Source organism: Thiothrix winogradskyi (genome assembly GCF_021650935.1).
In the GTDB taxonomy this organism is placed as follows: Bacteria; Pseudomonadota; Gammaproteobacteria; order Thiotrichales; family Thiotrichaceae; genus Thiothrix; species Thiothrix winogradskyi.
Genome location: NZ_CP091244.1, coordinates 1288008 through 1314999, shown reverse-complemented (window position 1 = coordinate 1314999; position 26992 = coordinate 1288008). Strand labels below are relative to the sequence as shown.

General features: G+C 52.1%; 28 protein-coding genes, 1 tRNA gene and 1 pseudogene. 13 read left to right on the top strand and 17 right to left on the bottom strand.

Annotated elements, in window-relative coordinates; all coding sequences use genetic code 11:
• Window positions 1–4: 4 nt before the first annotated feature.
• The 3 genes from L2Y54_RS06685 to L2Y54_RS06675 are packed head-to-tail and all read right to left on the bottom strand — an operon-like array spanning window position 5 to window position 2424.
• Window positions 5–790: a hypothetical protein gene (locus tag L2Y54_RS06685; protein WP_236501028.1), complete on the bottom strand. Its 786-nt coding sequence runs from the start codon at window positions 788–790 to the stop codon at window positions 5–7.
• On the bottom strand, window positions 774–1379 hold the full coding sequence (gspM, locus tag L2Y54_RS06680) for a type II secretion system protein GspM (protein ID WP_236501027.1): 606 nt from the start codon (window positions 1377–1379) through the stop codon (window positions 774–776). The genes L2Y54_RS06685 and gspM overlap by 17 nt, the downstream gene beginning before the upstream one ends.
• Window positions 1369–2424 (bottom strand): PilN domain-containing protein, encoded by a 1056-nt coding sequence (locus L2Y54_RS06675; RefSeq protein WP_236501026.1) that lies wholly within the window; start codon window positions 2422–2424, stop codon window positions 1369–1371. The genes gspM and L2Y54_RS06675 overlap by 11 nt, the downstream gene beginning before the upstream one ends.
• A 197-nt stretch (window positions 2425–2621) precedes the next feature.
• On the opposite strand from L2Y54_RS06675, the gene L2Y54_RS06670 reads away from it, so the two are divergent.
• From L2Y54_RS06670 to L2Y54_RS06655, 4 genes are all read left to right on the top strand, one after another.
• Window positions 2622–2709, top strand: a tRNA-Ser gene (locus tag L2Y54_RS06670).
• Window positions 2710–2872: 163 nt separating this feature from the next.
• Window positions 2873–3721 carry an ethylbenzene dehydrogenase-related protein gene (locus L2Y54_RS06665; protein WP_236501025.1) on the top strand — a complete coding sequence of 283 codons (849 nt, stop codon included), beginning with the start codon at window positions 2873–2875 and terminating at the stop codon, window positions 3719–3721.
• Window positions 3722–3735: 14 nt separating this feature from the next.
• Complete coding sequence (locus L2Y54_RS06660; RefSeq protein WP_236501024.1) at window positions 3736–6072, top strand: response regulator; 2337 nt, start codon at window positions 3736–3738, stop codon at window positions 6070–6072.
• A complete protein-coding gene (locus L2Y54_RS06655; RefSeq protein WP_236501023.1) occupies window positions 6053–6376 on the top strand; it encodes an Hpt domain-containing protein in 324 nt (107 codons plus the stop codon). Before L2Y54_RS06660 ends, L2Y54_RS06655 begins: the two co-directional genes overlap by 20 nt.
• 373 nt (window positions 6377–6749) lie before the next feature.
• Here L2Y54_RS06655 and L2Y54_RS06650 read toward each other — a convergent pair whose 3' ends face one another.
• Window positions 6750–7772 (bottom strand): ATP-binding protein, encoded by a 1023-nt coding sequence (locus L2Y54_RS06650; RefSeq protein ID WP_236501022.1) that lies wholly within the window; start codon window positions 7770–7772, stop codon window positions 6750–6752.
• A complete protein-coding gene (locus L2Y54_RS06645; RefSeq protein ID WP_236501021.1) occupies window positions 7769–8458 on the bottom strand; it encodes a response regulator transcription factor in 690 nt (229 codons plus the stop codon). Before L2Y54_RS06645 ends, L2Y54_RS06650 begins: the two co-directional genes overlap by 4 nt.
• A 256-nt stretch (window positions 8459–8714) precedes the next feature.
• On the opposite strand from L2Y54_RS06645, the gene L2Y54_RS06640 reads away from it, so the two are divergent.
• Both L2Y54_RS06640 and L2Y54_RS06635 read left to right on the top strand, forming a co-directional pair.
• Window positions 8715–9791, top strand: coding sequence for an efflux RND transporter periplasmic adaptor subunit (locus L2Y54_RS06640; RefSeq protein ID WP_236501020.1), 1077 nt, complete (start codon window positions 8715–8717; stop codon window positions 9789–9791).
• A gap of 3 nt (window positions 9792–9794) precedes the next feature.
• Window positions 9795–12890, top strand: coding sequence for an efflux RND transporter permease subunit (locus L2Y54_RS06635; RefSeq protein WP_236501019.1), 3096 nt, complete (start codon window positions 9795–9797; stop codon window positions 12888–12890).
• Between the two features lie 112 nt (window positions 12891–13002).
• On the opposite strand, the gene L2Y54_RS06630 is transcribed toward L2Y54_RS06635, so the two are convergent.
• The 7 genes from L2Y54_RS06630 to L2Y54_RS06600 form a co-directional block, all read right to left on the bottom strand.
• Window positions 13003–14193, bottom strand: a complete 1191-nt coding sequence (locus tag L2Y54_RS06630; RefSeq protein ID WP_236501017.1) for a hydrogenase small subunit — start codon at window positions 14191–14193, stop codon at window positions 13003–13005.
• A gap of 19 nt (window positions 14194–14212) precedes the next feature.
• A complete protein-coding gene (locus tag L2Y54_RS06625; protein ID WP_236501016.1) occupies window positions 14213–14938 on the bottom strand; it encodes a DUF2202 domain-containing protein in 726 nt (241 codons plus the stop codon).
• Window positions 14939–15006: 68 nt separating this feature from the next.
• On the bottom strand, window positions 15007–16293 hold the full coding sequence (locus L2Y54_RS06620) for an FAD-dependent oxidoreductase (RefSeq protein ID WP_236501015.1): 1287 nt from the start codon (window positions 16291–16293) through the stop codon (window positions 15007–15009).
• Between the two features lie 12 nt (window positions 16294–16305).
• The gene (locus L2Y54_RS06615) at window positions 16306–16608 is read right to left on the bottom strand and encodes a c-type cytochrome (RefSeq protein WP_236501014.1); all 303 of its coding nucleotides are present in this window, start codon (window positions 16606–16608) and stop codon (window positions 16306–16308) included.
• A gap of 186 nt (window positions 16609–16794) precedes the next feature.
• Window positions 16795–17406, bottom strand: a complete 612-nt coding sequence (locus L2Y54_RS06610; protein ID WP_236501013.1) for a cytochrome b/b6 domain-containing protein — start codon at window positions 17404–17406, stop codon at window positions 16795–16797.
• A gap of 12 nt (window positions 17407–17418) precedes the next feature.
• Entirely contained in the window at window positions 17419–17931 is a 513-nt protein-coding gene (locus tag L2Y54_RS06605; protein ID WP_236501012.1) for a diheme cytochrome c, read from the bottom strand.
• Between the two features lie 11 nt (window positions 17932–17942).
• Window positions 17943–18356: a DUF1924 domain-containing protein gene (locus L2Y54_RS06600; RefSeq protein WP_236501011.1), complete on the bottom strand. Its 414-nt coding sequence runs from the start codon at window positions 18354–18356 to the stop codon at window positions 17943–17945.
• A 161-nt stretch (window positions 18357–18517) separates the two neighbouring features.
• Between L2Y54_RS06600 and L2Y54_RS06595 the strand changes: the two genes are divergently transcribed.
• Together L2Y54_RS06595 and L2Y54_RS06590 are read left to right on the top strand one after the other, a co-directional pair.
• The gene (locus L2Y54_RS06595; RefSeq protein ID WP_236501010.1) at window positions 18518–19042 is read left to right on the top strand and encodes a helix-turn-helix transcriptional regulator; all 525 of its coding nucleotides are present in this window, start codon (window positions 18518–18520) and stop codon (window positions 19040–19042) included.
• Window positions 19043–19092: 50 nt separating this feature from the next.
• A complete protein-coding gene (locus L2Y54_RS06590) occupies window positions 19093–19635 on the top strand; it encodes a c-type cytochrome (RefSeq protein WP_236501009.1) in 543 nt (180 codons plus the stop codon).
• Between the two features lie 117 nt (window positions 19636–19752).
• Here the strand turns inward: L2Y54_RS06590 and L2Y54_RS06585 are convergent, their stop codons facing one another.
• The gene (locus L2Y54_RS06585) at window positions 19753–20964 is read right to left on the bottom strand and encodes an RNA-guided endonuclease InsQ/TnpB family protein (protein WP_236501007.1); all 1212 of its coding nucleotides are present in this window, start codon (window positions 20962–20964) and stop codon (window positions 19753–19755) included.
• A 21-nt stretch (window positions 20965–20985) separates the two neighbouring features.
• On the opposite strand from L2Y54_RS06585, the gene tnpA reads away from it, so the two are divergent.
• Together tnpA and L2Y54_RS06575 are read left to right on the top strand one after the other, a co-directional pair.
• Window positions 20986–21402 (top strand): IS200/IS605 family transposase, encoded by a 417-nt coding sequence (tnpA, locus tag L2Y54_RS06580; RefSeq protein ID WP_236501006.1) that lies wholly within the window; start codon window positions 20986–20988, stop codon window positions 21400–21402.
• Between the two features lie 109 nt (window positions 21403–21511).
• On the top strand, window positions 21512–21817 hold the full coding sequence (locus L2Y54_RS06575; RefSeq protein WP_236501005.1) for a hypothetical protein: 306 nt from the start codon (window positions 21512–21514) through the stop codon (window positions 21815–21817).
• A 42-nt stretch (window positions 21818–21859) separates the two neighbouring features.
• Here L2Y54_RS06575 and L2Y54_RS06570 read toward each other — a convergent pair whose 3' ends face one another.
• From L2Y54_RS06570 to L2Y54_RS06555, 4 genes are all read right to left on the bottom strand, one after another.
• A complete protein-coding gene (locus L2Y54_RS06570; RefSeq protein ID WP_236501004.1) occupies window positions 21860–23113 on the bottom strand; it encodes an FAD-dependent oxidoreductase in 1254 nt (417 codons plus the stop codon).
• Entirely contained in the window at window positions 23113–23547 is a 435-nt protein-coding gene (locus L2Y54_RS06565; protein ID WP_236501003.1) for a c-type cytochrome, read from the bottom strand. The genes L2Y54_RS06570 and L2Y54_RS06565 overlap by 1 nt, the downstream gene beginning before the upstream one ends.
• 93 nt (window positions 23548–23640) lie before the next feature.
• Window positions 23641–24615, bottom strand: coding sequence for a DUF5666 domain-containing protein (locus L2Y54_RS06560; protein WP_236501002.1), 975 nt, complete (start codon window positions 24613–24615; stop codon window positions 23641–23643).
• Window positions 24605–25444, bottom strand: coding sequence for a DUF6502 family protein (locus L2Y54_RS06555; RefSeq protein ID WP_236501001.1), 840 nt, complete (start codon window positions 25442–25444; stop codon window positions 24605–24607). The genes L2Y54_RS06560 and L2Y54_RS06555 overlap by 11 nt, the downstream gene beginning before the upstream one ends.
• 196 nt (window positions 25445–25640) lie before the next feature.
• Between L2Y54_RS06555 and L2Y54_RS06550 the strand changes: the two genes are divergently transcribed.
• The 3 genes and pseudogenes from L2Y54_RS06550 to L2Y54_RS21845 form a co-directional block, all read left to right on the top strand.
• On the top strand, window positions 25641–25952 hold the full coding sequence (locus L2Y54_RS06550; RefSeq protein WP_236501000.1) for a hypothetical protein: 312 nt from the start codon (window positions 25641–25643) through the stop codon (window positions 25950–25952).
• 198 nt (window positions 25953–26150) lie between these two features.
• Complete coding sequence (locus tag L2Y54_RS06545; RefSeq protein ID WP_236500999.1) at window positions 26151–26615, top strand: hypothetical protein; 465 nt, start codon at window positions 26151–26153, stop codon at window positions 26613–26615.
• 7 nt (window positions 26616–26622) lie between these two features.
• Window positions 26623–26790, top strand: a pseudogene (locus L2Y54_RS21845) (ISNCY-like element ISAtsp9 family transposase); the annotation flags it as partial.
• Window positions 26791–26992: the final 202 nt, after the last annotated feature.

The following is a 26992-nucleotide window of genomic DNA, read 5'->3' as shown; positions in this document are numbered from 1 at the left end:
ATGCTTATTGTCCAGGTGGCGGTGCTGACGCGGGGTTCTCCCCGGTTAACCCGCCCCAACGTGAAGCCATCAAACGTTGACGTGCCTCCAAGGCATCGTTTACGGATAAGGCTGGCGGCTGCTTTTCCACATCAGCCGGGAATGGCAAACCCGCACCTGCCGGAACATTCGCCGCATGAGCACCCGGTACAGCCGATGGCAGCGGTGGTGGCTGTTGCATAACCACTTGCGGTTGTGCTGCCACTTGCTGCTGCACCACTCGCGCCTGAGCCACTTGCGGGTTCTCCTTTGGCGAAGCAAAATCAGCCACCAGAGGAATCTCCTGCTGCTGATCGCCAATCGCCAAGAACACGCGGTCAGGATCAATGCCTTTCACCTGCCAAGCGCCCCACGTATCCCCATTACGCAGATGCACACTGCCACCTGCGGCATTTTCCATAATGGCAAACAGGCTACTGCCCATATCCACAATCCCAATCAAGCGTCCCTCTGGCAACGTGGTATCCACGGGAGCTGCTAGGGCTACCGGGGCTTCTGCTGGCTTTTCCGGCTCCACCGCTTTGCGGCTCTCCCAAAACAAGGGGGCACTCACCATTTGTGCATAACGGTTTAAATCAGGTGCATCCAAGGCACTGGCGTCAGGAATTTTCACACTGACCGTGCTCGCTTGCTGCGCCTGCTCTTCGTCTAACAACTTCAGGTTAAGCAAACTCCAGCCTGTCGCACCCAGCAATACGGCTCCACCCAACCATAACAATGACTGTACCGGTGGCTTAATCAAGTGCTTCATTTTGCACCTCCCCGCCACGCCAATAGGTTGAAATTTGAACTTCAGCCTTAACCACTTGCGATTTTTCGTCTTCAGAACCCAAGGGTTTGACATCAATGCTTTCCACAAACATTAGCGGACGTGCCTGATAAGCCTGATGCAACACCTCACGCAATAACGCCGGATCACTCTGAAACACCGCTTTCACCATGACGCGCTGATACGCGGTATTCGCTTGCTCCGCCTCGGTTTGTTGCGCATCCAACACCTCAGAACTCAGTAATACGCCATTATCGCGGGTAATCACGGTAGTTAGATTTTTCTGCAACTCTTTGGCAACTTGTGCCGAAGTCATGCCAGCAGGGTAAAACAGTTTGTCCAAACCGTTTTGTTGCACCCGTTCGTATTCCGCCATGAATTCCGGCGTGGCGGCTGCCATTTGCCGAAAACGGTTAAGCTGCTGATAGCCGGTTTCAATGCGTTCGCTCAATTCCCACGACTTTTGCACGCTGGGAATCACCACCAGAAATAGCCCGACGACCAACAACAGCACTAACAAACTCCAGGCCAGCAATACCTGATTCTGCTGCCAGAACACCTTATTCAGCATGAGGAACCTCCAAGGTCGCTTCGATATGGAAACGGTCACGCCCATTGTCTTTATTACGGGTCACGGGTGACTTAAAACGCACCTCAGCAAACTCAGCCGCGTCTTCCAGCGTATCAATTAAGCTGAGTGCCATCCCCGATTCGCCCCGGATTTCCAGCTTACCGCCTTGCATTTCCAAACGTTCCAACCAGGTATGTTCGGGAATCAAGTTGGACAGGGTTTCCACTACATCCAACGCCATCGGTGAAGTTTTGCGTTTTGACTCAATGAAAGTCAGCGCCTCTTCGGCAGCAACTAACTTTTCACGAATAGCCAATTGCTCCGCTGAATTGCTGCGCACTTCTGCCAGCGCGGTTTCAATCTGATCCACACGACGGTGCTTATAACCCAAGGGCACAAGCAAAGAGAGTATCAGCGCCCCCAGAAAAGCATACAGCGGAATCCTTGACCAACCTTGTGTTTGCTGGGAATCTTGGCGAGCCGCCAAATTAATCCCTTTATCTGCCCCTGCTACCGACACCACCCGGATAGCATTCACCCCAATATCGGCTAACAAGCGGTTAAAACGTTCCACCACATGTTTAGGGACAACAAAAATGTCAGCGAGGATTTCTTTACGCCCTTTATCATGCTGCGCTACTCGCGCATCAAATAAAGCAGTGTCTGCGGTAAAAGGGGTCAGGCGATCCAATTGATAACCCAACACCTGGTGCAGATTTTCTTTAACCGCTTCGGGAAAGTGATGTTGCAGTGCCAATACTTGGCTTTTCCCCAAACACAACTCCACCTCGTAAGGCTTGCCTTGGGCAACGTTAGGCAGCAAATCACTGTGTTGGGCATTGCCATCCGGCAAGACGAATTGACCGCGCATTTGTGATTTGCCGTCTTGCAACCACTGCACATCAACACTGCGCCCGTCATGCGTGTGCAACACCAAGCGCGGTAATGCCGTGCGGAATAATTTGCGGGCAGCGTTAGGGAGACCGTTATATAAACCTTCACCCCACCAGCGTATGAATGTTTGAAATTTTGGAATCAATGACATGGCTGTTATTTAGCTTTTATTTATTGTTGTAAACCCCAACCATCACTCTAACGCATCCTCGAACCGGTGTCGAACCCTAGCCGACCAACTGCATATTGTCGCCTTATCGCGTGAAAATCCGGTTCCACGGTTTACAAGCCCCCCGCTGCTGCGTTACGATTGCGCCCTTGGATTTTACCCCACGGTAAAATTTCTGCGGAAAGGTGTCCGAGTGGTCGAAGGAGCACGCCTGGAAAGTGTGTATACGGCAACGTATCAAGGGTTCAAATCCCTTCCTTTCCGCCATTATTTAAAAGCCCCGTATAGTCAATGACTTACGGGGCTTTTGCGTTCTTGGAGCCATAAATCGCTATTCACAATAAACAAAATTACTGATAGCATTTTAACGACAACCAATAAGCACTCGCGCTGCTGACGAAATACAACAATATTAATGAGGGACATGCGCATGAAATACCATCTGTTGGGAATATCCACTTTTTTTCTCTGTGGCTCCTTGGGTATTGCCCATGCCGACACACAAACCATCACCATTAACCAACTGAAAGCTGCCCCCACCCTCGACGGTTCCGCTGATGACTGGCAAGAGGTGAAAGGTATCGAAATTCCCCTCACTTACCTCAGCAAACCAGAACTGACCAAAACCGTCACTCTGAAAGCCGGGGTATTCGGCGATGAAGTCTTCTTCTACAGCGAATGGGAAGACAGTACCGAAGACACCCAGCACAAACCGCACGTGTGGGATGAAGCCCAGCAAAAATACACCGAAGGGAAACAACGCGAAGACCGTTTCGCCCTTGAATTTGCGATGGAAGGCAATTACGACGCCAACTGGTTTTCCGGCAAGGAATTCAAGGCCGACATGTGGAACTGGAAAGCAGGTCGTACCAACCCGGTCGGCATTGCCCACGACAAGATGACCATCATCAGCAAGCAACCCATGCAGGAATCTTACAAGGCGACCTTGCCGGATGGTTCCCACCTGTACATTCAGCGCCCTTCCGACGCGGATCGGGAACCCTATGTCGCCAAACGTTATTTTAAGAAACAACAGGACATCATGCCAAAATACCTGCCAATGGAAGAAGCCCTGCCACCCAGTACCGATGACGTGAAAGCCAAAGGCGTGTGGAAAGACGGCAAATGGCATCTGGAACAACGCCGCAAGCTCGATACCGGGTTTGTTGATGATGTGCGCTTTGTCGCTGGCAAGCCGCTCAGCGGTGCAATCGCCGTGTTCGATCATGACGACAACGAACGGCATTTCACCTCTGCAACGCTGCGCTTCCAGTTTTAAACCAAGGATTCTTCATGCGCCCATTTACCAATATGCGCCTGCTTCAAGTGATTGACAGCGCCCTGCTGATCCTGCTGCTGGGCATATTGGCAATGCTGCTGTGGTTCAGTCTGGGCAATGCCGTCAGTGACGCCCAGCACAACCAGCAACAGGCAGCACGTGCCTTGCAGGCATCCTATCAGGCATTCCAGCACCAGATGACCATGGAATCGCTAATTGACGAGCAACGCGAGGCGTTTGATACACTGGATGAGGCATTCTTCCAGTTCGCACTCAACCCCAATAGCAGCAAGGATGACCTGCCCAAACTTCAGGAACTCTCCCGCAACCTGCAACAGCGAAGCCAGCAAATGCTGAGCCTGTGGCCTGCTGCGGAAAAGATCGCACTCAAAGAGCAGTTTGAAGAAACCAGCGGCATCATGGGGAATCTGGTGGCAGAATTGAACACCCTGTCGCCTGGTCACTGGAAACAATTGGCTATGGATGCGCACGACACGGCGCTGGAAGCCCGTGAAATGCTGGAACAACTGGAAGATATGGATGGCGAGCTGGCTCTGCAAGTTGCCGAATCCATCCAGCAATCCATTCAGCAAAATGCCCGCCTTGCCACCGACATGATGCAACGCCTCGACAGCATCAAGCAGCGCTCCCTTGCCGTTACCGCACTCTTGATCTTAGGGCTGGTCGTTAGTCGCATCTATTTCTCAGGCAGCTTCAAGCGTTTGGTGGAAGCCGCCCAACACGCCCAGACTGTGGCAGAAGAAGCCGTCAAAACCAAGGCGCGGTTCCTCGCCACCATGAGCCACGAAATCCGCACCCCCATGAATGGCGTCATCGGCATGACCCGCTTGCTGATGAATACGCCCATGAGCAAGAAACAAACCGAATTCGTGGACAGCATCCACCTCAGCGGCGAACACTTGCTAACTGTCATCAATGACGTGCTGGATTTTTCCAAAATTGAAGCGGGCAAACTCGACCTCAAGCGTGAACCCTTTGAATTGCGGGCGTGTATTGAAGAAATCCTCAACCTGCTCAATGCCAAAGCCCTCGAAAAAAATCTGGAACTGGCCTACGCGGTTGGTCCATCTATTCCGTTATTCATTGAAGGCGACATGGTGCGCTTGCGGCAAATTTTGACCAATCTCATCGGTAACGCCATCAAGTTCACCGATAGCGGTGAAATCACCGTGTTTGTTATCCCGCGTAGCTACCAAAACGACACTTACGAACTCGAATTCCAAATCAACGACACCGGCCCTGGCATCCCAAGTGATAGGCTGGAAAGTATCTTCGAGCAATTCAGCCGCGCCGACGAAACACTCAGCCGTCGCCATGAAGGCACCGGGCTGGGTCTGGCGATTTCACGCCATCTCGTCGAAATGATGGGCGGCACAATCTGGGCAGAAAGCACCGTCGGCGTCGGCAGCCGTTTCCATTTCACCATTAAAACCCGCCAAGCCAACGGCAAACTTAAACCGTTTTTGCACACCAATATCCCGGAAATTGTGGGTAAACGCCTATTGGTGGTGGAAAATAACCCTGCCAGTAGCCAAGCTATCCAAGACTTCTGTAAAAGTTGGGGAGCAACGGTAGACACCGTCAGTACCGCAACCGACGCCATCAGCCGCATCGCCATCGGCAAGCCCTATGATATTGCCCTCATCGAAAGCAACCTGCCCGGCGATTCCCCACTGGAACTGGCAAAATACATCCGCCAACGCTTCAGCAAGCAAGAATTGCCGCTGATTCTGATAGCGCCCCCCAATGACCGCCACCCCAAAGACACGGTACGGGAACTCTACAACCTCTACCTAACCAAGCCGCTGACCCGCAGCCGCTTGTTTGACAGCCTCATGACCGTGCTAGGGGAACTGAATCTGGTCAGTAATCGCCCGGAAAAATCCCATCTCAAACTGGGGGAACGTTTGCCACTCACTATCTTGCTGGCAGAGGACAACCCTATCAACCAAATTGTCGCCTCATCCATCCTGGATGAAATGGCTTACAAAGTTGACCTTGCCGAAACCGGTCTCGAAGCCCTGCAAGCCCTGCGCAAAAAAGCCTACGACGTGATTTTCATGGATATGCAAATGCCGGACATGGATGGTCTGGAAGCCACCCGCCGCATCCGTGCAGACTTCCCGCCTGATCAACAACCGATCATCATTGCCATGACCGCCAATGCGATGGAAGGCGACCGGCAAGAATGCCTGCAAGCGGGAATGAATGATTACATCAGCAAACCCGTATTGCCCGAAGCGGTCGAAACAGCCTTGCAATACTGGTGTACACCCAACAATAACTCTCAGCCTCGTAAGGAAGCCAACCATGCCATTAGTAGCCACTGAAGCACTCCAACAGCTCCCGGCTGTTATTTTACCGCGCCTCATTAAAATGTTTGGCAGCACCACCCCGGCGATGCTGGCAGACATCCGCGAACACGCACACACGGGCAACCTTATCGAACTCGGCAAAGCTGCCCACAAACTGAAAGGCTCCTGCGTCAGTTTAGGCGCAGTGCAAATGGGCGACATTTGTAAAACTTTGCAACACAAGGGCGAAAGTGGCGATGCCAGCGACATTAATACCTTAGTTGCCGAACTCGAAACCCTTTACCCCGCCACTTTGCAAGCATTGGAACAAGCCGTCTAACGGCCAACAGCCTTACCTCCCGTAGAGACGCAAAATCTTGCGTCTCTACCTGACCGTCATACAAATAGTCACTCTCGATGCCATTCACCCTCCAAATACTATTTGCCTTCATCCTCACTCAATAATAGAATAACAAAAACTAATCAAAACAAAGCTTGCTTAATATGTTATCAACGGAAATACGACAATCTACACCAACTATGGTCAGACATTCACAACACCTTGAGAAAAAGCTGGAAAAAGACAGTTGCCCCAATTGTGGCAGTTTAGTGTGGGAGCAAATCCCTCGCACTAAGCTACAGAAACTAATCAAACCACGTAAAGGTTTGTGCTATTGCCGCGCTTGCCAAAGTGAATTTTGGAAAATGCTCGATTAAAGCGTAACCGTTACCCGCAGACCACCCAGTCGTGCGGAACGTTCAAACACCAGCGTACCACCGTATAATTTGGTGATGTCCTTGCAAATTGACAGACCCAAGCCGTGTCCGTCAACGCTTTCATCCAGCCGCACCCCGCGTGCTGCCATTTGTTGTAACTCGACCTCAGTGCGCCCAAGACCATCGTCTTCCACGCTGATTTGCACCTTGCCCGCGACACTACTGATTTGGCAACGCACCTGTTGTTGCGCCCATTTGCAGGCGTTATCCAGCAAATTTCCCAACAATTCCAGCATGTCTTCGCGGTCGCCGAAACGGGTAAGTGTTGGGGCAATCTCCAGCGTAATGCAGCGCGGGGATTTGTGGTGTACCTGTGCCAACACTTCCACCAGCACGGGCAATTCCACACGCGGGTCAAAGCGTTGCGTGGTATTACCAAGACCTGCCATGCGTGCGCGTTTGAGTTCACCTTCGGTCAATTGGCGGATGCGTTCGGCTTGTAACTGCGCCTGCTGATGACTGGTCGCCGATATGTCAGCATCAAGGTGTTGGGTGAGTAAATTGAGCGGGGTTTTCAACGCATGAGCCAGATTGCCTAACGCATTGCGGGAACGCTCCAAACGCTCCTGCATCAAGCTCAACAGGTGGTTGAATTCTTTGATAATCGGGTAAATTTCCGCTGGAACGGCTTCATTTAACTTATTGATATTGCCAATCTCAAGCTGTTGCAGTTCAGCACGAATATGATCCAAACGCCGAAAAGTCCGGCGGATAACAATGCCCTGAATCACCAAAATCAATGCAATACCCGCTGCCGCCAATAACGGAAATAACCACTTGAAACGCTGCGGACGGTGTTGCGTCGCGTCTGGAGCAGACAGCACCACCGTCGCCGAATGCACATTTTGCGTTCCTTCAAAAAACCAGGGCAACGCCATCCCCACGCCCCAAATCAGCGCCATCACCAACACCAAAATAATCGCAAGATTGACCTGCAACTGACGTTCCAATGACTTCATAACGGTAGCTCCGGCTTGTCGGGGTCGATGAAAATATAACCCTGACCGCGCCGCGTTTGAATACGCCAATCCCCCAACTTGCGACGCAAATGGCGCACATACACCTCGATCACATTGCTATCACGGTCAAAATCTTGCTCGTAAACGTGTTCGGTCAAGCGCGATTTGGTAAGAATCCGACCGGGGTGCAACATAAAATAGCGCAACAAACGAAACTCTGTCCCCGTCAAATCGAAGACCTCGCCGTCTGGCGTAGTGACTTGCTGATGTTCCTCATCCAATTGCAAGCCACAACAATGCAGCTTTTGATCGGGAACTGCCGCTTGCAAATTACGACGAATCAACGCCTGTACCCGCACCAGCAATTCCTCAAAATGAAACGGCTTGCCGAGGTAATCGTCTGCCCCGGCTTTGAAACCATCCACCCGTTCATGCCATGCATCACGGGCAGTGAGGATAATCACCGGTACGCGATTGCCACGCTGTCGCCAATGTTGCAACACCTCCAGCCCACTGCGTTGTGGCAAACCAAGGTCGAGAATCACCGCATCGTAAGGCGTTTCGTCGCCCATGAATTCGCCATCCACGCCATTATTGGCAATGTCCACCGCGAAGCCTTCACGTTTCAAGCGCGTGTGCAAACTGCTGCTGAGTTCGGTGTCGTCTTCCACCAATAATAGGCGCATGGCTTTCCTGTTAACGTTATGTGTTTTTCTGACTTGCCACTGATACCCATCACATGAGCTTTTAAGATCTGATGAACGCACACATCGGTAGCCACTTTTTCAACCAACAGATTATAGCCAGAAATCGACGAACCTGTGTGTAACGTAAGCACAGGACTGTAGGGCAAATGCCCTACAACACCGGTTCCTGACCCTTTGTCGCCTAACCTTTATGAGTCATGACTAATACACTCTGCTCAAGACCCAACCAGAGTGAATGCCCGTGATCCATAAAATAAGACCCAGCCTATTAAGCCTAGCCTTGCTACTTCCCAGCATCGCCACCGCCGCCGACATTATTCCCATGCCAGCGGAACAACGCAGTGCGCTCGGCATCGAAGTCACGCCACTCACTACCGTCAGTGCCAACACCGCACTGGAAGTGAATGCGCAAGTGATGTTACCGCCCGCCAGTGTGCGCGTGGTCGCCGCACCTGCTGATGGGCTAATCACCACCTTATTGCATCAAGCCGGTGAAACCGTGAAAGCGGGCGACAAAGTGGCATCGCTTTCCGCCCCCGCTGTGGTGGAGGCACAACGCCAATACCTGCAAGCCCGCCTCAAATACCAATTAGCCGCCGACAACGCCGCTCGTGATCAACGGCTGGCAGATCAAGGGCTAATCGCCAAAAACACTTGGCTGCTGACCCAAAACGATGTCAAATTAGCACAAGCCGATCAGGAAGCAGCCATTGCCACCTTACGCTTGCTAGGCGTTAAACCCGGCAGCGACAGCGCCGAAATCACCCTAACCGCCCCGATCAGCGGCTGGATACTGGAAACCATGGTCGAACCGGGGCAACGGGTCGAAGCCCCCGCCGCACTGGTCAAAATCGGCAACTTACGCCAACTCAGTTTAGAAATCCCCCTCACCCCCGCACAAGCCAAAGACGTGCAAGCAGGGCAAACCGTCACGCTGCGCGACAGCCAGCTCAGCGGCACAGTTCGCGCCTTGCAACCCGCGTTGGATAATGCCCAAAATGTCATCGTGCGAGCGGACATAACCCAAGCAGACAGCACCACACTGCATCCGGGACAAACCGTCAAAGTCACCTTGCAAAGTGCCAGCAATGCCGATACCGCCGCCGCCAGCATCCCCACCAGCGGCTTGGTATGGTCGGGCGATCAAGCGTATGTGTTCACTGAAAGTACGGAAGGCTTCACTCCAACCGCCGTTAAAATTGTCCAACAAAACGACACTCAAGCCACCATCAGCGGCTTGCCAGCCGACAGCCGCATTGCCACCAAAGGCGTTGCTGCCCTCAAAGCTAAGTGGCAAGAGGCGGAGGAATAACCCATGCTTAACTGGCTCACTGAATTTTCCCTCGCGCAACGCTGGCTGATTCTCGGTTTGACCGTGCTACTCACCGTGTTTGGTATCCGCACCTTTCAGGAACTGCCAATTGATGCATTTCCCGACGTATCCACCACGCAAGTGAAACTGATCCTCAAAGCCCCCGGCATGACCCCCGAAGAAGTCGAAGCGCGAATCGCTCAACCCGTCGAAACCGAATTGCTGGGGATTCCCAACCAAGTCGTGTTGCGCAGTGTCTCCAAATACGCCCTCACCGACATCACCCTCGACTTTGCCGAAGGCACCGACATTTACTGGGCGCGAAGCCAAGTCGCGGAACGCTTTGCCAATGTCAAAAACGATTTGCCTAAGAATGTGACTGGCGGTTTAGCACCCATTTCCACCCCGCTTTCCGAAATTTTCATGTTCACAGTGGAAGGCGATTTGCCGCTCGAAGACAAACGCACCTTGCTAGATTGGACAATTCGCCCCCAACTCCGCGCCCTGCCAGGTGTTGCCGATGTCAACGCCCTTGGCGGACGTGCCACCACCTTTGAAATTACCCCCGATTTAGCCGCCCTCAACGCCCGCCACTTAACCTTGGACGATTTGCGTACCGCGCTGAACACCAATATCCGCAACGATGGCGCGGGGCGCGTCAACGAAGGCGAAGAAACTTGGGTGGTGCGTATCGAAAGTGGCATCAACGGGCTGGACGACTTGCGCCACATTGTCATCAAAAGCGTGGACGGCGTACCCGTAACTGTCGGGCAAGTGGCTGAGGTAAAGCTGGGCGAACTCACCCGTTACGGCGCAGTCACCCAAAACGGCAAGGGAGAAGCCGTCGAAGGCTTGGTACTGAGCTTGCGCGGCGCAAATGCAGGGAAACTTACCACCAGCATCAAAACCAAACTCGCAGAAATCAGCCAAACTTTGCCGCCCGGTGTCACCATTGAACCGTTTTACGACCGCTCTACCCTCGTCGATAAAGCGATTCACACCGTCAGCAAAGCCTTGCTGGAAGCGTTTGTGTTGGTTGGCATTATTCTGTTCGCGTTCTTGGGTAATTTGCGGGCGGCTTTCGTGGTGGCGTTAATTTTACCACTGTCGGTGTTAGGCACATTCATTTTGATGCGCCAATTTGGTTTATCCGCCAATTTGATGAGTCTGGGCGGCTTAGCCATCGCTATCGGCTTATTGGTGGATGCGGCGGTGGTGATTGTCGAAAATATCGTGGAACATCTGGTGCATGATGATGAAAAAGCCAAAATCCCGCAACGGCAAAAAATCCTGTGGGCAGTACAAGAAGTCTCCTCCCCCGTCAGTATCGGCATTGTCATTATTGCCTTGGTATTCCTCCCGCTGCTGACGCTGGAAGGGTTGGAAGGTAAACTGTTTACGCCAGTCGCTCTGACCATTGTGTTTGCACTTTCCATCTCCTTGCTGTTGGCATTGACGGTGATTCCGGTACTGGCATCGTGGTTGCTCAAGCAAGCGGCGCACACCGATCCTTGGCTATTGCGCGTCTCACGGCGCGTGTATTTGCCGGTGTTAGACGCGGCCTTCAAACGCCCTAGCTTGGTTTACATCCTGACCATCGCCGTGATGTTAGGCGCAGTCGCCACGTACCCATTGATTGGTAAAACCTTCATGCCGACGATGGATGAAGGCGACTTGTTGGTGCAATTGGAAAAACTGCCCTCGATCAGTTTGGATCAAAGCATCGACACCGACTTACGGGTACAACAAGCCTTGCTGGATAATATCCCCGAAATTCAGCGTATCGTCGCACGGGTCGGCTCAGATGAACTCGGTCTTGACCCCATGAGCCTGAATGAAACCGACAGCTTTCTGGTGTTAAAGCCCCGCGAAACCTGGCGAACGCCGGATAAAGAATGGCTGCAAGAAGAAATCCGTCAAGTGTTGGAAAAATTCCCCGGTGTGGGTTACAACTTCACCCAACCGATTGATATGCGCGTCTCTGAAATGCTGACCGGCAGTCGCGGGGATATTGCCATCAAGATTTTCGGGACTGATCTGGCGGTGTTGGGCGATCTGGCACAACAAATTGTCACGATTTTAGAGAAAATCCCCGGTGCATCCGACGCTTACACCCAAAAAAATGCGGGAGTGCAATACCTGCGTGCCGAAATTGACCGCCAAGCCGCCGGACGCTTTGGGCTATCGGTAGACGACATTGCCAGCCTGTTACGCACCCAGCTCGAAGGTGAAATTATCGGCATAATCCAGCAAGAAGGGCGACGCATTCCGCTGCAATTGCGCGGTTCTGCCGAATTGCGTCAAGCACCTCAAGCCTTGCAGCAAATCCGCCTGACGCTTCCTGACGGGCGCATTATCAGCCTTGATCAAGTGGCAAAACTCGTCCGCACCGAAGGGCCCGTGGCGATTAAACGCGAAAATGCAGGCCGTTTCGTGGTGGCACAAAGCAATGTGACAGGGCGCGATTTGGTAAGTTTTGTGGAAGAAGCACAAGCTGCCGTCGCCGCTAACGTGACCTTGCCGACTGGCTACAGCATTACGTGGGGTGGGCAATTCGAGAATCAGCAACGGGCAGCGCAACGCTTGCTCATTGTCGTGCCAATTGCGCTCGCCATGATTGGCTTGCTGCTGTTTTTGACGTTTCGAGATGTGCGCCAAACCATTCTGGTGATGGCGAATGTGCCATTGGCGTTGATTGGTGGGATTTTTAGTCTGGGGATTTCTGGGCAATATTTATCCGTACCCGCGTCGGTAGGTTTCATTGCACTGCTGGGGATTGCCGTACTCAACGGCGTGGTATTGGTGACATTTTTCAACCAATTGCACCAGCAAGGCTACCGAGGAACGGCGGTGGTACGCGAAGGGGCGTTACGCCGCCTGCGCCCGGTGTTAATGACCGCCAGTATTGCCGCTTGGGGTTTAGTGCCGTTGTTATTTGCCACCGGCCCCGGTTCAGAAATCCAGAAACCGCTGGCAACGGTTGTGATCGGCGGGTTAGTCAGTGCGACCACCTTAACGCTGATTTTGTTGCCGCTGCTGTACCGCCAGTTTGTGCTGAAGGGTGAAAAATCCCGTATGCCTGCCGAACACCACCATTAAAGGAGATTTCCCATGTTTCAAAGCGCAGTTGACCTATTACTCGGATAACCATCACTGAGCAACCTAACCGCTAAACTGGAAAAAAACGGCATAAACCAAACCCGTGTGTCCGTTATTGCTGCGCCGTGAAATATTTCTCTAACAACTCAAGCTGCTCGTCAGATAACTCAAAACGCCGATGAGCACGGATATTACCGGAACGTAACAATGCAGGAATATCTTCTGCTGGTGTTTTGAAACTGGCAGGGCTAGGCGCATGGCAACTGACACAGTGTTCTGTGTACAGTTTTTGCCCCGTTTCTATGGCAATATCCGGCGTTTTTCCAATAGGTGCAACCGGCGACAGTGCCTTATCCAAACTGTGGTAAAAGCTGCCCTTATCCCAGAAATCCGGCTCAGAACAGCCAAGGCAAGGATGACCAGCTTCAATTGGCGAACTCGTCCCCTGATTCCACTTATAGAGTGAACAAGCATTGTGGGTAACAGGGCCTTTGCAACCCAACTTGTACAAACACCAACCCTTGCGGTGACCTTCATCCCCAAAGCGTTCGGCAAATTTTTCCTCGGCGTAATAGCGGTAACGGGAACAGCGATCATGCACAGTATTGCCGTAAATACTCAAGGGGCGCTTGAGTGCATCCAAGTCAGGCAGGCGTTCAAACGCAAGGAGATACGCGAATAGGCTGCTAATCGCGATGGGCAACGGCGGGCAACCGGGTAAATTCACTAAGGGTTTCGTAGCAATCAACCCAGCTTGCATCAACGCTGCCACACTGCTAGCGCCAGTTGGGTTAGGCTGTGCGGCTGCCAACCCGCCAAACGCCGCACAACTGCCCACCGCGACAACGATAGCCGCATTGGCAACGCCTTCACGCAACATATCCAGATTGGTGCGACCTGCAATGGTTGAATAAACACCATCGGCTGCCGTCGGTATTGAACCATCAACAATGAGCCAATACTTGCCCGCATGGTGCTGCATTGTCTCTTGCCGTGCTACTTCTGCCGCTTCACCCGACGCTGCTTGTAAGGTATGGTGGTAATCGAGAGAAATCAGGTCAAATATTAGCTCTTCTATACTGGGTGTATACGAGCGGGTCAGCGATTCGGTACAGCCGGTGCATTCCTGAAAAGACAACCAAATCACCGCAGGGCGTGCTGCTTGGCGTAGCTTTTCCGCCAATGCAGGAATTCCACTGGCAGGCAGTGCCAAACAGGATGCCACTAATGCGCAGTACTTCAGGAAGGCACGACGACTTACGCCGTACTCCGTCAATCTGCTTATTAACACTGGACTGTTCATCCTGCCTCCCGCTGTGGGATTAACGGCATTGCTCTTCGGGGCTATTCACAATCGCATCGACCGTCGCTTGCGAAATGACTTGTGCTTGATAATCCACGCCATTGTTCTCAATCTGACCCACGAATGCCCGCAAATGATTGCGTGAACCACACATTAAGTTGGTGTAGGCGGCAATAATATCAGCGGGTTTGCTGCCAGCATTGGCTTCATCAATGGCTTCTTGCAAATCGTTAATGTCGAATTCTTCGATGAAACCACCAACATGCAAACCGTCATTCAACGAAGTGGAGCCACGCATGACTAAATCTTGGTACAGTCCCAACAATACTGGGTCAGTGAATGCGCCGATGGTGTTATCCAGCACCGGATCTTGCAGCTTGTAGGTAGCAATCAAATTACCCATGATGTCCAAGTGCTGCTGTTCAGAACGGGTAGCAATGTTCTGAAAGACTTTTGTACCCCAACGATTGTACAAGGTGAGGTAAACATCACGTGCCAGTTTTTCCTCTTCACGCACAAATAGCAGAGTAGTGGTTTCAGCGGCTGTCAGCGCAGTTGTCGCGCTGGCAGTCGTATTATCAATAACTGTAGCACTGGCTGGCGCAGTGTCCACCACCGATGCCGCCGCCGTAGTAGCCGTCGTAGTGAGTGCAGCAGTATCAGCAGCACTGCTACCACCACACCCAACCAATAAGGTAACGGCACAAGCCAACAGAGTATGACGAGTCAGGTTTAAGGTTTTCATGGTTAGCCTCCAAATAATGAATGTATGCGTGTAGGCTAACCGGCTTATCTGAAATGAAGCTGAAAAAATTAAGCGAAGGTATCCGCCATCAAGTTGCTGAACCATTCAAGCATTTCTTTGTGGTTATCCTTGTTGATACCGCTGGATTCGGTCACACCATTACCAGTTGGCAACATCGTGCCGGTCACAGGGTCATAACGGTAAACCACGGACAACCACGAAGCTGTCGTGCTCGTAATCGGTGTGTAGCAAGCCGAATTAGTTATCGGCGCTGGATTAACCGGCTCACCACGCAACAAATGCACAATCGCATCCGCGCACACTTTCGCCTCGGCATTGGCAATATGCCCCGCTTTCGGTTGCGTCGTTGCTGCGGCATCCCCAATGACGTGGATCTTGGGAAGCGCGGATTCATAGCTCAGCACATTCACACCCGCCCAACGCCCGCCCACATTCGCCAGCAACGGGTTGTCGGTAATGATCTTGCCCGCCCGATGCGGTGGAATCGCGTTAACGACCTTACCCTTGAATGCGCCAGCATTGGTGTTGACTGTGCCGGTATTCGCGTCAATGCTGCTAATGCTGGCATTCGGGACATAGGTGATGTTCTTATGGATATTCTTGAAGGCATAAGTGAAGTTTTCCACTTCTGCCTGAATGCTGGAGTTAGCATCCAGCACCACGACTTTGCCGCCTTTTTTAACCCGTGTCAGGTAATCCGCCACCACACAAGCACGTTCATACGGTCCCGGAGGGCAACGGTACGGTTTCGCCGGAATGGTCAGAATAAACGTGTCGGCTTTGGCCATTGCCTTGATCTGGCTTTGCAGCGAAGTGGTCTGCGCCCCTGCTTGCCATGCGTGTACCACTTTCGCCTGCGCCGCTGCTGTGCCGGACATTGGCAATGCGTCAAAAGCAACCCCTGGTGCAATCACCAAGCGATCGTAAGGCAGTTTGCTGCCATCGTTGAGCGTCACTTGCTGACCGACATAATCAATCGCGGTGATGGATTTGGTAATCAGCTTGACGCCATACTTGCTGGTCAGCGTGCCATATTTGTAAGACAACTGCGTGAGAGTACGTTCCCCAGTCAACACTTTATTGCTGAAAATGTTGGAAATATAGGTCGGGTTAGGTTCAACCAAAGTGACTTGCACACCTGTGCCACCCCACAAGCGTAAGTATTTGGCGACGGTTGTCCCTGCCATGCCGCCACCAATCACCACGACCCGACCATTTGCGCCGGTATTCCCCGGCATGGTCACACGACTAGCCGCCAACACATCAGCAAACGGTGCCATCATGCCCACTGCTGCCCCCGTACCGAGTAAACGTAAAAAGTCTCTGCGTTGCATAGCCCGTCCCTCTTATTTGGGTTGTTTGGAAAAGTAGTCGGCGATCAGGTTGATTTCTTCTGCTGTGTAAGCCTGCGCGTGGACAGCCATAATGTCCTGACGCGCTGGTTCAAACTGCATTTCCTGTAATTCGTCGATAATCTCGGAAGCTTTTTCACCCGCCAAACTTTCCATGCCATAACCATCCGTGCCGTGGCATTGGAAGCAGTTGGCGGCGAGAAGACGTCCGGGGTGGTTAAGCGTAGCCGGACCCGCAGTAGCCAAAGCGGGAAGCAGCCAAGCTATTGCTGTGAGAGCAGTCAACAATCGTTTCATGGGAGTTGCCTCTTTTATATGGTTATCGAAACCACAAACATATTGGAACTATAAATTTCTTACATCGGGCAAATAATATGACAAAGCCATGTTGATAACCGCCAAATCTCATAAGACATTTGTACCACTAGCCATTAATTACTAATGAGAGACGCTCATAGGAGTGTTTTGATGTTTTTTAAGCAATCATGTCAAGTAAACGAACAAAAACAACAAGATTGCCCCTGCCATTGCGACACCTAACCAAACGTAAGCATTCACCAGATTAGCGGCACTCTCTGCCTGCTTGTAGCCAGTAAACATCGCCCGTACCAGATTCTCCCGATGCAACACACTGCTAATAAGCACCCCGGCAATATGCACCAACACCACTAACAGCATCAGGTTGGAAGCGACTTCGTGCAAATCTTCCCACCAGTCCTCATCACCGATTTCCCAGTGCAAGCCCAGCCCACTCACGCTAATCACCAAACCCAACGCCAACAGCAGAAAAATGGCAACGCCACCGGCTGGGTTATGCCCGACATAATGCTGTGGCTGCTTGCCCAGCAATGACAGTAAGTAAGACTGCACCTGTGCTGGGGTAAAGGTAAAACTGCGGAAACGCGCATACGCCGTACCCACGAATCCCCACAGCAAGCGAAAGCCGATCAACCCCAGCAACACATAGCCCAGCGCAAGGTGAATGTCACGGTAACGTTCGGATTCCGCCGTCAGATATGCACCGGCAAACGACAACGCCAACGACCAATGAAATACGCGGGTAGGAACATCCCACACCAAGATACGTTGCAACATACTGTCACCTCCTTAACGGGGAATTTTGATGAAGTCTTCGTCGTAATTGCCCTGCTCCGCCGTAGTATGGCAAGCCGCACAATTGGCAGGGCTATCAATTCGCTTCCAAGTCGATGCCGACACCTCATCATGCTCCTTGATAAACCAGCGGGTTTCGGTAATCCGCATATCCGATTTACCGGTGGCTGCTGCATATTTGCGTTCAGAACCGGCGTTTTTTTCAAGGAATGGTAGGATTTCTGCAATGACATCTGCGTCCAGACTCGCATCAGTCCCGAAATGCTCGTCCAGTGACCCCATCATTTTTTGCCAGGAGGCAGCGGGCAATAACTGCGGTGGGTAAGCGATGTGGCACTCGCCACACTCGGTTTTCCATACCGGCAAGGTTGCGCTGTAAACGTGTTTGCTGCCGTGGTTCTCGCCATCGTCGTCATCAGCAACCACCTGTTTGGATACCAAAAAGACGGTACTCGTAACCAGCAAAACACCCATCATCAGGGAAGATACCAGTGTTTTCTTCAACATAGCGTTGCTCCTCATTGCGTTGCCAATAGCCAAGTCAGCACGTCACCTTGTTCTTGTGCAGTGCAGGTACGATCCAACACGTCGTTACAGTTACGCTTGAACCACTTTCCCACCTTTTTAGGGTCAGTGAAACGCTCGGCATTCGCACTGGGGGCAAGTGGCTCAATCGCCTTACTGGTTTTGGCGTGTTTCCCCGCGTTTAGCGGATTGTCGGAGTGGCAAGAGGCACAACTCCAGTCATTGGCATGGGTTTGCTTGAAAAATAGCTCACCACGCGCCGCATCAAACCCCTGAAAGTCAGCAGATTCTGTTTTGGCTTGCTGGGTGAGGCCATCCAGTATTTGTTGTGGCGTTTCTGCGTATACAGCAGTGCTACAAACGCAAGCCACTAATGATAATATTGCGCTAATAGGGAAGCGTCGCATTAGGTTGTTCCTCATGATGTTTAACATACCCAGCAGTGTTGCTGATACCTGCGCGTTTTACATCGGCCTAATGACCTACTATTTATAGGCATTTGCCCACTCACCAACGATAGTGGATGCCGCTACCATCATCCGACATACGCCCCATATAGGAAGACAGCATGACACGCCTCAAGGAACACGTTCTCATCACCATTCTGGTATTGCTTGCCCTGCCCTATGGGCTGAATTTCATCCATGAAGTGCAGGAAGACCATCACGATCTGCCCTACCTGTTATTTGAAGGCGTGCAGATGCTGCTGGCGTTGTTAGGCATTGCCTTGCTGGTTTATGCCATCCACCAACGGCAACGTGAAACGGAGACGATGCGCCAACAACTGCAACTGACACGCCATGACCTGATTGCCGCTCACGCCGACCTGCAACAGATGAATGACAAAATCCAGCAAGCCAGCCGCCAATACGGGGAAGTCATCCGCGAACAACTGAATGCTTGGCAACTCACCACCAGTGAACAGCAAGTGGCGTTATTGCTATTGAAGGGCTTGAGCTTTGACGAAATCGCCAGTGTGCGCGATACCAAGGAAAAAACCGTGCGCCAGCAAGCCAGCAGCATTTACCGCAAATCGGGTTTGAATGGGCGACATGAATTTGCTGCGTGGTTTTTTGAGGATTTTTTAGGTTAAGACACGTTGCGTTATCATTTACATTTTTATGCATCACTGGGAACTTGATTATGAAACGATCCTTATCCATTGGCGTACTCATTGGCTTAGCTGTCATCAGCTTGAATGGCCACGCTGACGAAAAAGCCAAACCCAATGCATGGCAAGGCAAATCCGGCGAAGACGTTTACAACACGGTCTGTTTTGCCTGTCACAAGGAAGGCATTGCCGATGCCCCTAAATTGGGCGACAAAGCCGCATGGGCAGACTTAATTGCCGAAGGGCAAGCAGTACTCACCGCTCATGCATGGGTTGGAGTTCGTGCCATGCCTGCCAAAGGCGGACAACCTGACATGACCCTCGAAGCCTTTGCGGATGCCGTTGCATGGATGGCAAGCAAAGCCGGTGGCGACTGGAAAACCCCTGATGACACGTTGTTAGCCGCTATCCGCGAAGAAGCGATTCAACGCATTGGCGTTCAAGTCACTGAAATGCAGGAAATGCAACAAGAACTCCACAAACTGACACAAGAGCATCTGGAAACCCGCCTGCAAAACATGGAACAACAATTGCAGACACTTACCACTGCCGCAGAAAAAGCCAATAAAAAATAAGCTTTTGGGGCTGACACCACCTACCACCCATCAGCCCCGTGCTTTAGGCTATGCTCTTTAACAAAACCTTAACATTGACATCCTCCCCTCCCTAAAGGAAGGGGATTCCTACTGCATTCAGCTAGATAGCTGACTTACTTCGGTGGGTTCCTGCTTCACCAAGCGGCTTAACGCCACATCTCCACAGGCTAACAAGCGGTATCCCCGCTCTAAAACATTGATCGCACCGACATGATCGGCGTGATTTTCGTAATGGCATTTCACGCACACAAATTGCGCTTGCGTCTGGCGGTTATCCGCTGATACATGGTGACACGCGGGGCATTCCTGACTGGTGTAATGCGGTGGTACGGCGAACAACATGCCGCATTTCCATGCCAGCTTGTAATCGAGTTGCCGTCGAAATTCGCCCCAACCTTGGTCGAGGATGGCTTTGTTTAAGCCGGATTTCTGGGCAACGTTTTTGCCGGGGTTTTCTGCCGTGCCTGCCGCTGACTTCGACATATTCCGTACCTGCAAATCTTCGATGAACACGAGCGCGTGGTTTTGGCTGAGCGTGGTCGTCGCTTTGTGCAGGAAATCGCGGCGGTCGTTGGCGATTTGGGTGTGAATTTTTTGGACTTTAGCTTTGGCTTTTTTCCAGTTGTTGCTGAATTTTTGCTTGTGCGCCATGCGCCGTTGGTATTTGGCGAGTTTGGCGGCTTTGGTTTTGAAACTGTTGCGTGGTTCGAGGTACTTGCCATCCGAGAACGTGGCAAAGCGGGCTATACCAAGGTCAATACCGATAGCCGTAGTCGCTGTTGAAGGAATGAGTTCTACTTCGCGCTGGGTTTGGATGCTCACAAACCATTTACCGCCCTTGCTGGAAACCGTGACATTGCGCAATTCACCCAAGGCATCACGGCTGTTGCGGTAGCATATCCAGCCGAGTTTGGGCAGGAAAATCCGAGCATTGCTTGGATCGAGCTTGATTTGTTTGGGGTCAGGGTAGCGGAAACTGTCACCACTGCCTTTGCGTTTGAAGCAGGGAAAGTCCGCGCGTTTGGTAAAGAAGTTTTGGTAGGCTTTATCGAGGTCTTTGAGTGCGTGTTGCAGCGGATGGACGGGGGAATCTTTCAGCCACGGGGTTTCTGTGCCGTTGCGCCATGCTGTCAGGTGTTTTGCCATTGCCACGTAACCGATGAACTTTTCACCCGCTTCATGGCTGGCTTGCTGTAACGCCAATGCCTTGTTGTAAACGAAACGGCATGACCCAGCAAAACGGCGCAGTTGACGCTGTGTTTCACCGTTGGGCATCAGTTCGTATTTGAAGGCTTGTAGTCGCTGCATCCCCATATTATAGTTTGGTCTATGAGTAATGACAACGACATTAGACATGGAAGACATTGTGTTTTTAGAATACATGTTCACTTGGTCTTTTTGACAAAATACCGCAGAAATGTATTCACCAAAGCCATGCTGGATGACTTGCGTGGTATTTTCGCCAGCGTGTGTACCGACTTTGAAGCGGAATTAGTGGAGTTCGATGGGGAAGATGACCATGTTCACCTACTGGTAAACTATCCACCAAAAGTGGCGGTTTCTGTTTTGGTGAATAGTTTAAAGGGGGGTTCTAGCCGAGTGATACGTAAGAAAAATTACCCCAACCTCCATAAGAAACTCTGGGGTGGTGCTTTATGGTCGCCCAGTTATTTTGCGGGCAGTTGTGGTGGTGCGCCTATTTCCGTTATTCGCCAATACATTGAGCAGCAGCAGACACCACACTAAATACTACAAACATAGGGAGGCGCTGCCTCCCGCGCTATCCTCCCCGACCTGAAGGACGGGGTTTGCCGCGCAACCTGATCAAACGCAATACCGCCGGAAGGAGCATTTCATGCACAACACTGTTATTAACACCACGCGGGAGACGCTTGTCACCATCAGCAAACACTCCCGCAGCTTTTCAATGCTAGTTACCCAAGACAACTCAGCTCTCAAAAACCTGATTTGCAGCTTTTCAGAACACGATCAGGAACTCTATGCGGCGGTGATCGCCCCCGCTGATGAGCGACAACGGCTGGCACGTCGTGTGGTATCGTTTTTGAATGCACATTTGCGAATTCGAGATACCCCAACTATGGAACGTGAAATCTTGCGATGCATTGAGAGTTGTTTAAGTCAACGCCAACTGTCGGGCTAACGCGCCCAACAGTCGAAAATCACCATTGCATTTGGGTTGCGTCTACGCGAAGGTGTCGTTGAACAAATTCGTTGTCCAATCAAACATGCGGTTGTAATACTTATTGCTGGGCGCGGCGGCAGCACCGAAGGATTCCGGCACCAGTTTCATCGTGCCACTTGCCAAATCATACGCATACACGGCGGTTAACCACGAAGCCGTATCACTGGAAATCGGGCTGTAACACGCCGAATTGGTAACAGGCGCGGCGTAGGGTTGTTGCCCTGCCAATAAACGTAAAATCGCATCCGCACACACTTTGGCTTCTGCATTGGCAATATGCCCCGCTTTGGGTTGCCCCGTGCCTTGCGAGTCACCCAATATGTGAATATTCGGCACGGCAGTGGATTCATAACTCAAGGGGTTCACCCCAGCCCAACGCCCGCCACCCACATTTGCCAGCCCTGACTTCGTGACCAAATCACCCGCGCGTTGCGGTGGGATCACGTTCAACACACTGGCTTTGAATTCGCCTGCACTGGTGTACGCAATCTTTTGATCAGAATCAACGCTCTGCAAGGTCGCATTCGGTACGTATTGCACCCCGTATTGCGCAAAGGCATTGCCAAAAATGGTGGGTTCAACCGTAATCGCAGGGTTAGCATCCAACACCACAACTTTAGAGCCGGGTTTATTGGTGCGTAACCAATCCGCCACCACGCAAGCCCGTTCATACGGCCCCGGCGGGCAACGGTAAGGGGCAGCGGGAATGGTCATCACAAACGTGCCACCGGCTGGCATTGCCGCGATTTGTTGTTGCAACAAAGTCGTTTGCGCCCCTGCTTGCCAGGCATGAGGAATTTTATTGCTGTCTAAACCTTGCACATCCATGAACTGAATTCCCGGCGCGACAATCAAGCGGTCGTAATTCAGCACCGCGCCGTTACGCAAGGTAATCGACTGGTTGGGCGCATTAATGCTGTCCGCCCATTCTTGAATCACTTTCACCCCGTATTTTTGTGCCAAGGTGTTGTAATTGAAACTGAGCTGCCCAAGGTTGCGTTGGTTGTTTAACACCAGATTGCTGAGAATCGGGGAGTAATACGTGGCATTACCCTCGACCAAAGTCACATCAATTGCGTTTGACCAATAGCGTAAATATTTCGCAGCGGTTGCGCCAGCAAAGCCACCACCGACCACCACCACATGCGGGCGAGCATTGGCTGCTTTGCTCAGTTGACTGAAGGTTAACGTTGCACCAGCGGCGGATGCCAACCCTAAGGTTTGTAAAAATTGACGACGATTTAGATTAGCCATTAGTCATTATCTCCATTAGCACTTCTAGGTAGTGCTGCAATATAAACAGCCATTGAGCGGATTTCGTCTTCACTGTAGCCCTTGGCCTGATAATGCATGATGTCGATTTCGGTGCTGTATTTCATTTCCAACATTTCTTCCACCAAACTGGCAGCGCTTTCCCCAGCAATGCTATCAATACCGCTGGCGGAGACGCCATTCATGCCGTGGCATTGGAAACATTGCGAGGCCAGCAAACGTGAGCCATCCGGGGCGGTGATCGCAGGCGCAATACTGCCACCTGCCGTGGTCGTGGTTGTAGTGGTGGTGTTAGCTGTTCCGGTTGTGCCGGAATCATTATCACCACTGCTGGTAGTGGTGCTACCGCCGCCACCGCACGCGACAAGTAAAGCCCCTAGCGCAAGTGCTAAAGGAATGTTTATACTGGCTTTCATGAGGTTTTCTCCATTTGCCATTTACCAAAGTGCTTACCCATTCACTGGGTGAGTTGTTGAATGCTCCGGTACTCGTAATACCGGGGCATTTTTTTAAAAACCAAAATCTTTGAGTGATACTTCATCCGCCACCAACACGCCTTGTGCATTGATTTGCCCTTCTACTTCCACCAAGGCGTTTAAGCGCAGCGCACTGGCAGCACCATCCTCGAATTCGGTATTCGCCGTCGTTACCACGGCTTGCCGATTGACGCTGAAATCAGCGATGGAAACAAAGCGCGTGACCACTCCTTCCAATTCCACCTCCACACCCGTATCAAGGCGGTCGTGGTCATCTTCGAGTTCCACCTTGCTGGCTTGTAGCTTGCTACCTTGCAGTGGCTGAAGGGTTTTCACTTCCACATACTGATCATTGGCAAGCGCCACCGCCCCAAAATCCTCCAGCAGCGCCTGCGAATAATCCACGGTCACCCCTCCCATTTGGAACGTCTTATTCAGTACATCCAACTGGCGGATGATGCCTTTGACTTCCAGCGTAGCACCCGGCACATAATTTGTTTGTTTGAGGGTAATGCTGGTTGCTACCAATACATCCTGCCCGTCGCGCACCCCGGAAACCTCCACCACATTGCCAATCATCAGCTCGGCAAGCAGGGTAAAACCGTGGAACACCGTCAGGGCATTGACCCGAATCACCTGACCCATAATGCCAACCGTGACCCCATCGGTGGAAACATGCGTGACCGTGCCTTCCAGTTCATTGCTGAATGCCACCTCGCTGGCTTTGCCCGTCACACCATCGGGGTTAATCTGGCCTTTGACAGTGACGTATTCACCAATGCGGTACTCGTTCTGCCCGTTGGCAGGCTGACCATTGCGAATCAGGGTCGCCTGATCAATGTCGTATTTCACGCCATTGACAACAATGCTCCCAAAACCGGTAATCGGCCCGCTCGAAATTCCTGTGCCGCCAATGCCACCCGTCGCAAGCTGCGTGAAGTTGCTTTCGCCACACGCCATCAACAGCGTTCCTAGCAATAAAGTGACAAATCCTGTTTTAAACGTCATTGCTGTTCCTGTCCTCTGGCTGCGCGGCAACCGGCTCCTCGAAATAGTAAATGCCGACCCCGGCACGCATACAGCCCGTACCCTCAACCTGCGGATTGCTGTCCCGGTCTTGGGTAGCGAGGTATGCATTGAATTTGATGAGCAAATCCAGCCCATCCCTAGCAACCATTGCCTTGAAAACCGGCAATGCTTCCACGGGTAAATTGTCATAGCTGACCTTGCGCTGGAAATGCAGTTGGCTGCGTTCCTGAGTTGTCAGGTTATGAGCGATGGTATTCATCAGGGCTGCCACGTCAGTTCCCAAAATCGACAGCTTTTCTGCCTCATCCGAATGCGGAATGTAGCCAGCCGCCATCAATTGCACCTGCCCCGCCGCATCCCGTTGCACCGCCCCTACCCGTTCCATTTCCTGAAACATGGCGCGAGTCGGCATATCCCCGCTGTAGCGACTGACCAACGCTGCAAAACTGCCGCGCTCACCGTGCAGCGGCAAGTGCGCCGGTTTCCCCTCAACATCCAGAAATTCGGCATCAGCCAGCCAGCCTGTCATGACCCGCGCTCCCCGGTTATAGCTTCCGGTAGGCGCATCCCCGTCCACTGCCATTGCCTGCCGTAACTGGGCAACTTCCTTGCGGGTCAACCCGGTAGCAATCGCAATCCTTGAGGTAGTAGGACGTTCACCCGCTGCTGCCAACACGTCTTCGGAGACCTCCACGTAAATCTGCTTCAACATCTCGTTCAGCTCACCCACAGCCACACCCTTCCGGTGCAGGATGCGCACCAGCGGCTTTAGGATGTGGCGAATGGCGTACTTCAGTATGTTTTCCATAATTTGGGAATTTAGTCCCAAAATTACCCCCCTGTCAAAGCCGCATTGCTGCCAGAATTACCACCTGAGACATTTGCGCGATAAGGCGGCACACATGTACCACACCCCGTTTATCCACGCGCGGGCCAGCAATTCCCGCCGATCTTAAAATGACTGTATAATCATGGTCTTGTAAAACGAGTCACTGTGCAACGAAATGCCTGCAAAACCACCTCCCCTGCCTCTTGTCGGTAGCCTGAAGCTACGCAAGACTCTCTCAGCCCCCGGATTGCTGGAACGTGTGCGCGGCTGTTTCAGTGAAGTCACTGACCACCGCAAAACCAAACCCGACTATCCCTTGGTTGACGTGTTGATGTCAGGGCTTGCCCTATTTTCGTTGAAAGACGGCTCACTGTTGCAGTTTGACAAACAGCGCGGGGACAAGGCACGACGGCACAACCTGAAAACCCTGTTTGGCATCCCCGATGCTCCCTGTGACAGCCAAATGCGCACGGTATTGGACGGGTAAAACCGCAGCGTCTGCGCCCGGTATTCCGCGCCATCCATCAGGAACTGCAACGGCAAGGCATACTGGAAGGCTACCGTTTTCTCAGGAAAGTATTTAGTCAGTATTGATGGAACAGGTATTTTTAGCTCTGGGGCTATCTCTTGCCCGGATTGTTGCATTAAGACACACAAGGACGGACGTGAGGAGTATTACCACCAGATGCTGGCGGCAGTGCTGGTTCACCCTGACAAGAATACCGTATTACCCTTTTTCCCAGAGGCCATCACCAAGCAGGATGGCAGCAAGAAAAATGATTGCGAACACAATGCCTCTAAACGGCTCATCCCCCAGTTGCGCCAAGACTTCCCGCGCATGGAGATGATCCTGCTGCAAGATGCCCTTTCCTGCAATGCACCGCACATCCGTCTTCTGAAGTCAAACGGTTACAGCTTTATCATTACCGCCAAAGCCCGTAGTGGCAGCCTATTACTGAAGACGGTATTGGACGGGTTAGCCAATGGCAGCACCCAAGAATTGGCAGGCACGACAAGCAAAAAGTTACGGTGTGGCTACCGTTATGCCAACGACATCCCGCTCAACCATGCCAACCAAGACGTGCGGGTCAACTACATCGACTACTGGAGGAACGCCCCGACGGTACAACCTTTATCTATGACTGCGTGACTGACATCCCCTCACCGCCGACAACGTGGCGGATGTGGTACGCGCAGCCGTTCCCGCTGGAAGGTGGAGAACGAAACCTTTAACACCCTTAAAAACCTCGGTTACAACCTCGAACATAATTACGGTCATGGCAAGCAACATCTTTCCACTGTGTTCGCCACCCTGATGATGTTGGCCTTCCTGATCGACCAGATTCAGGAAGCTTGCTGCCAGTACTTCCAAGCCGCCCGCACCCGCTTACAGAGCCGTACCGCATTGTGGGAGAAGATGCGTGGGATGTTCCGTGAGCATCTGATTAGCGATTGGGAGTCCTTCTATGCTGCCATCATTTGGGGTTATGAACATGCTGACCTGACACCCAAAGGCATTCGCAGCGG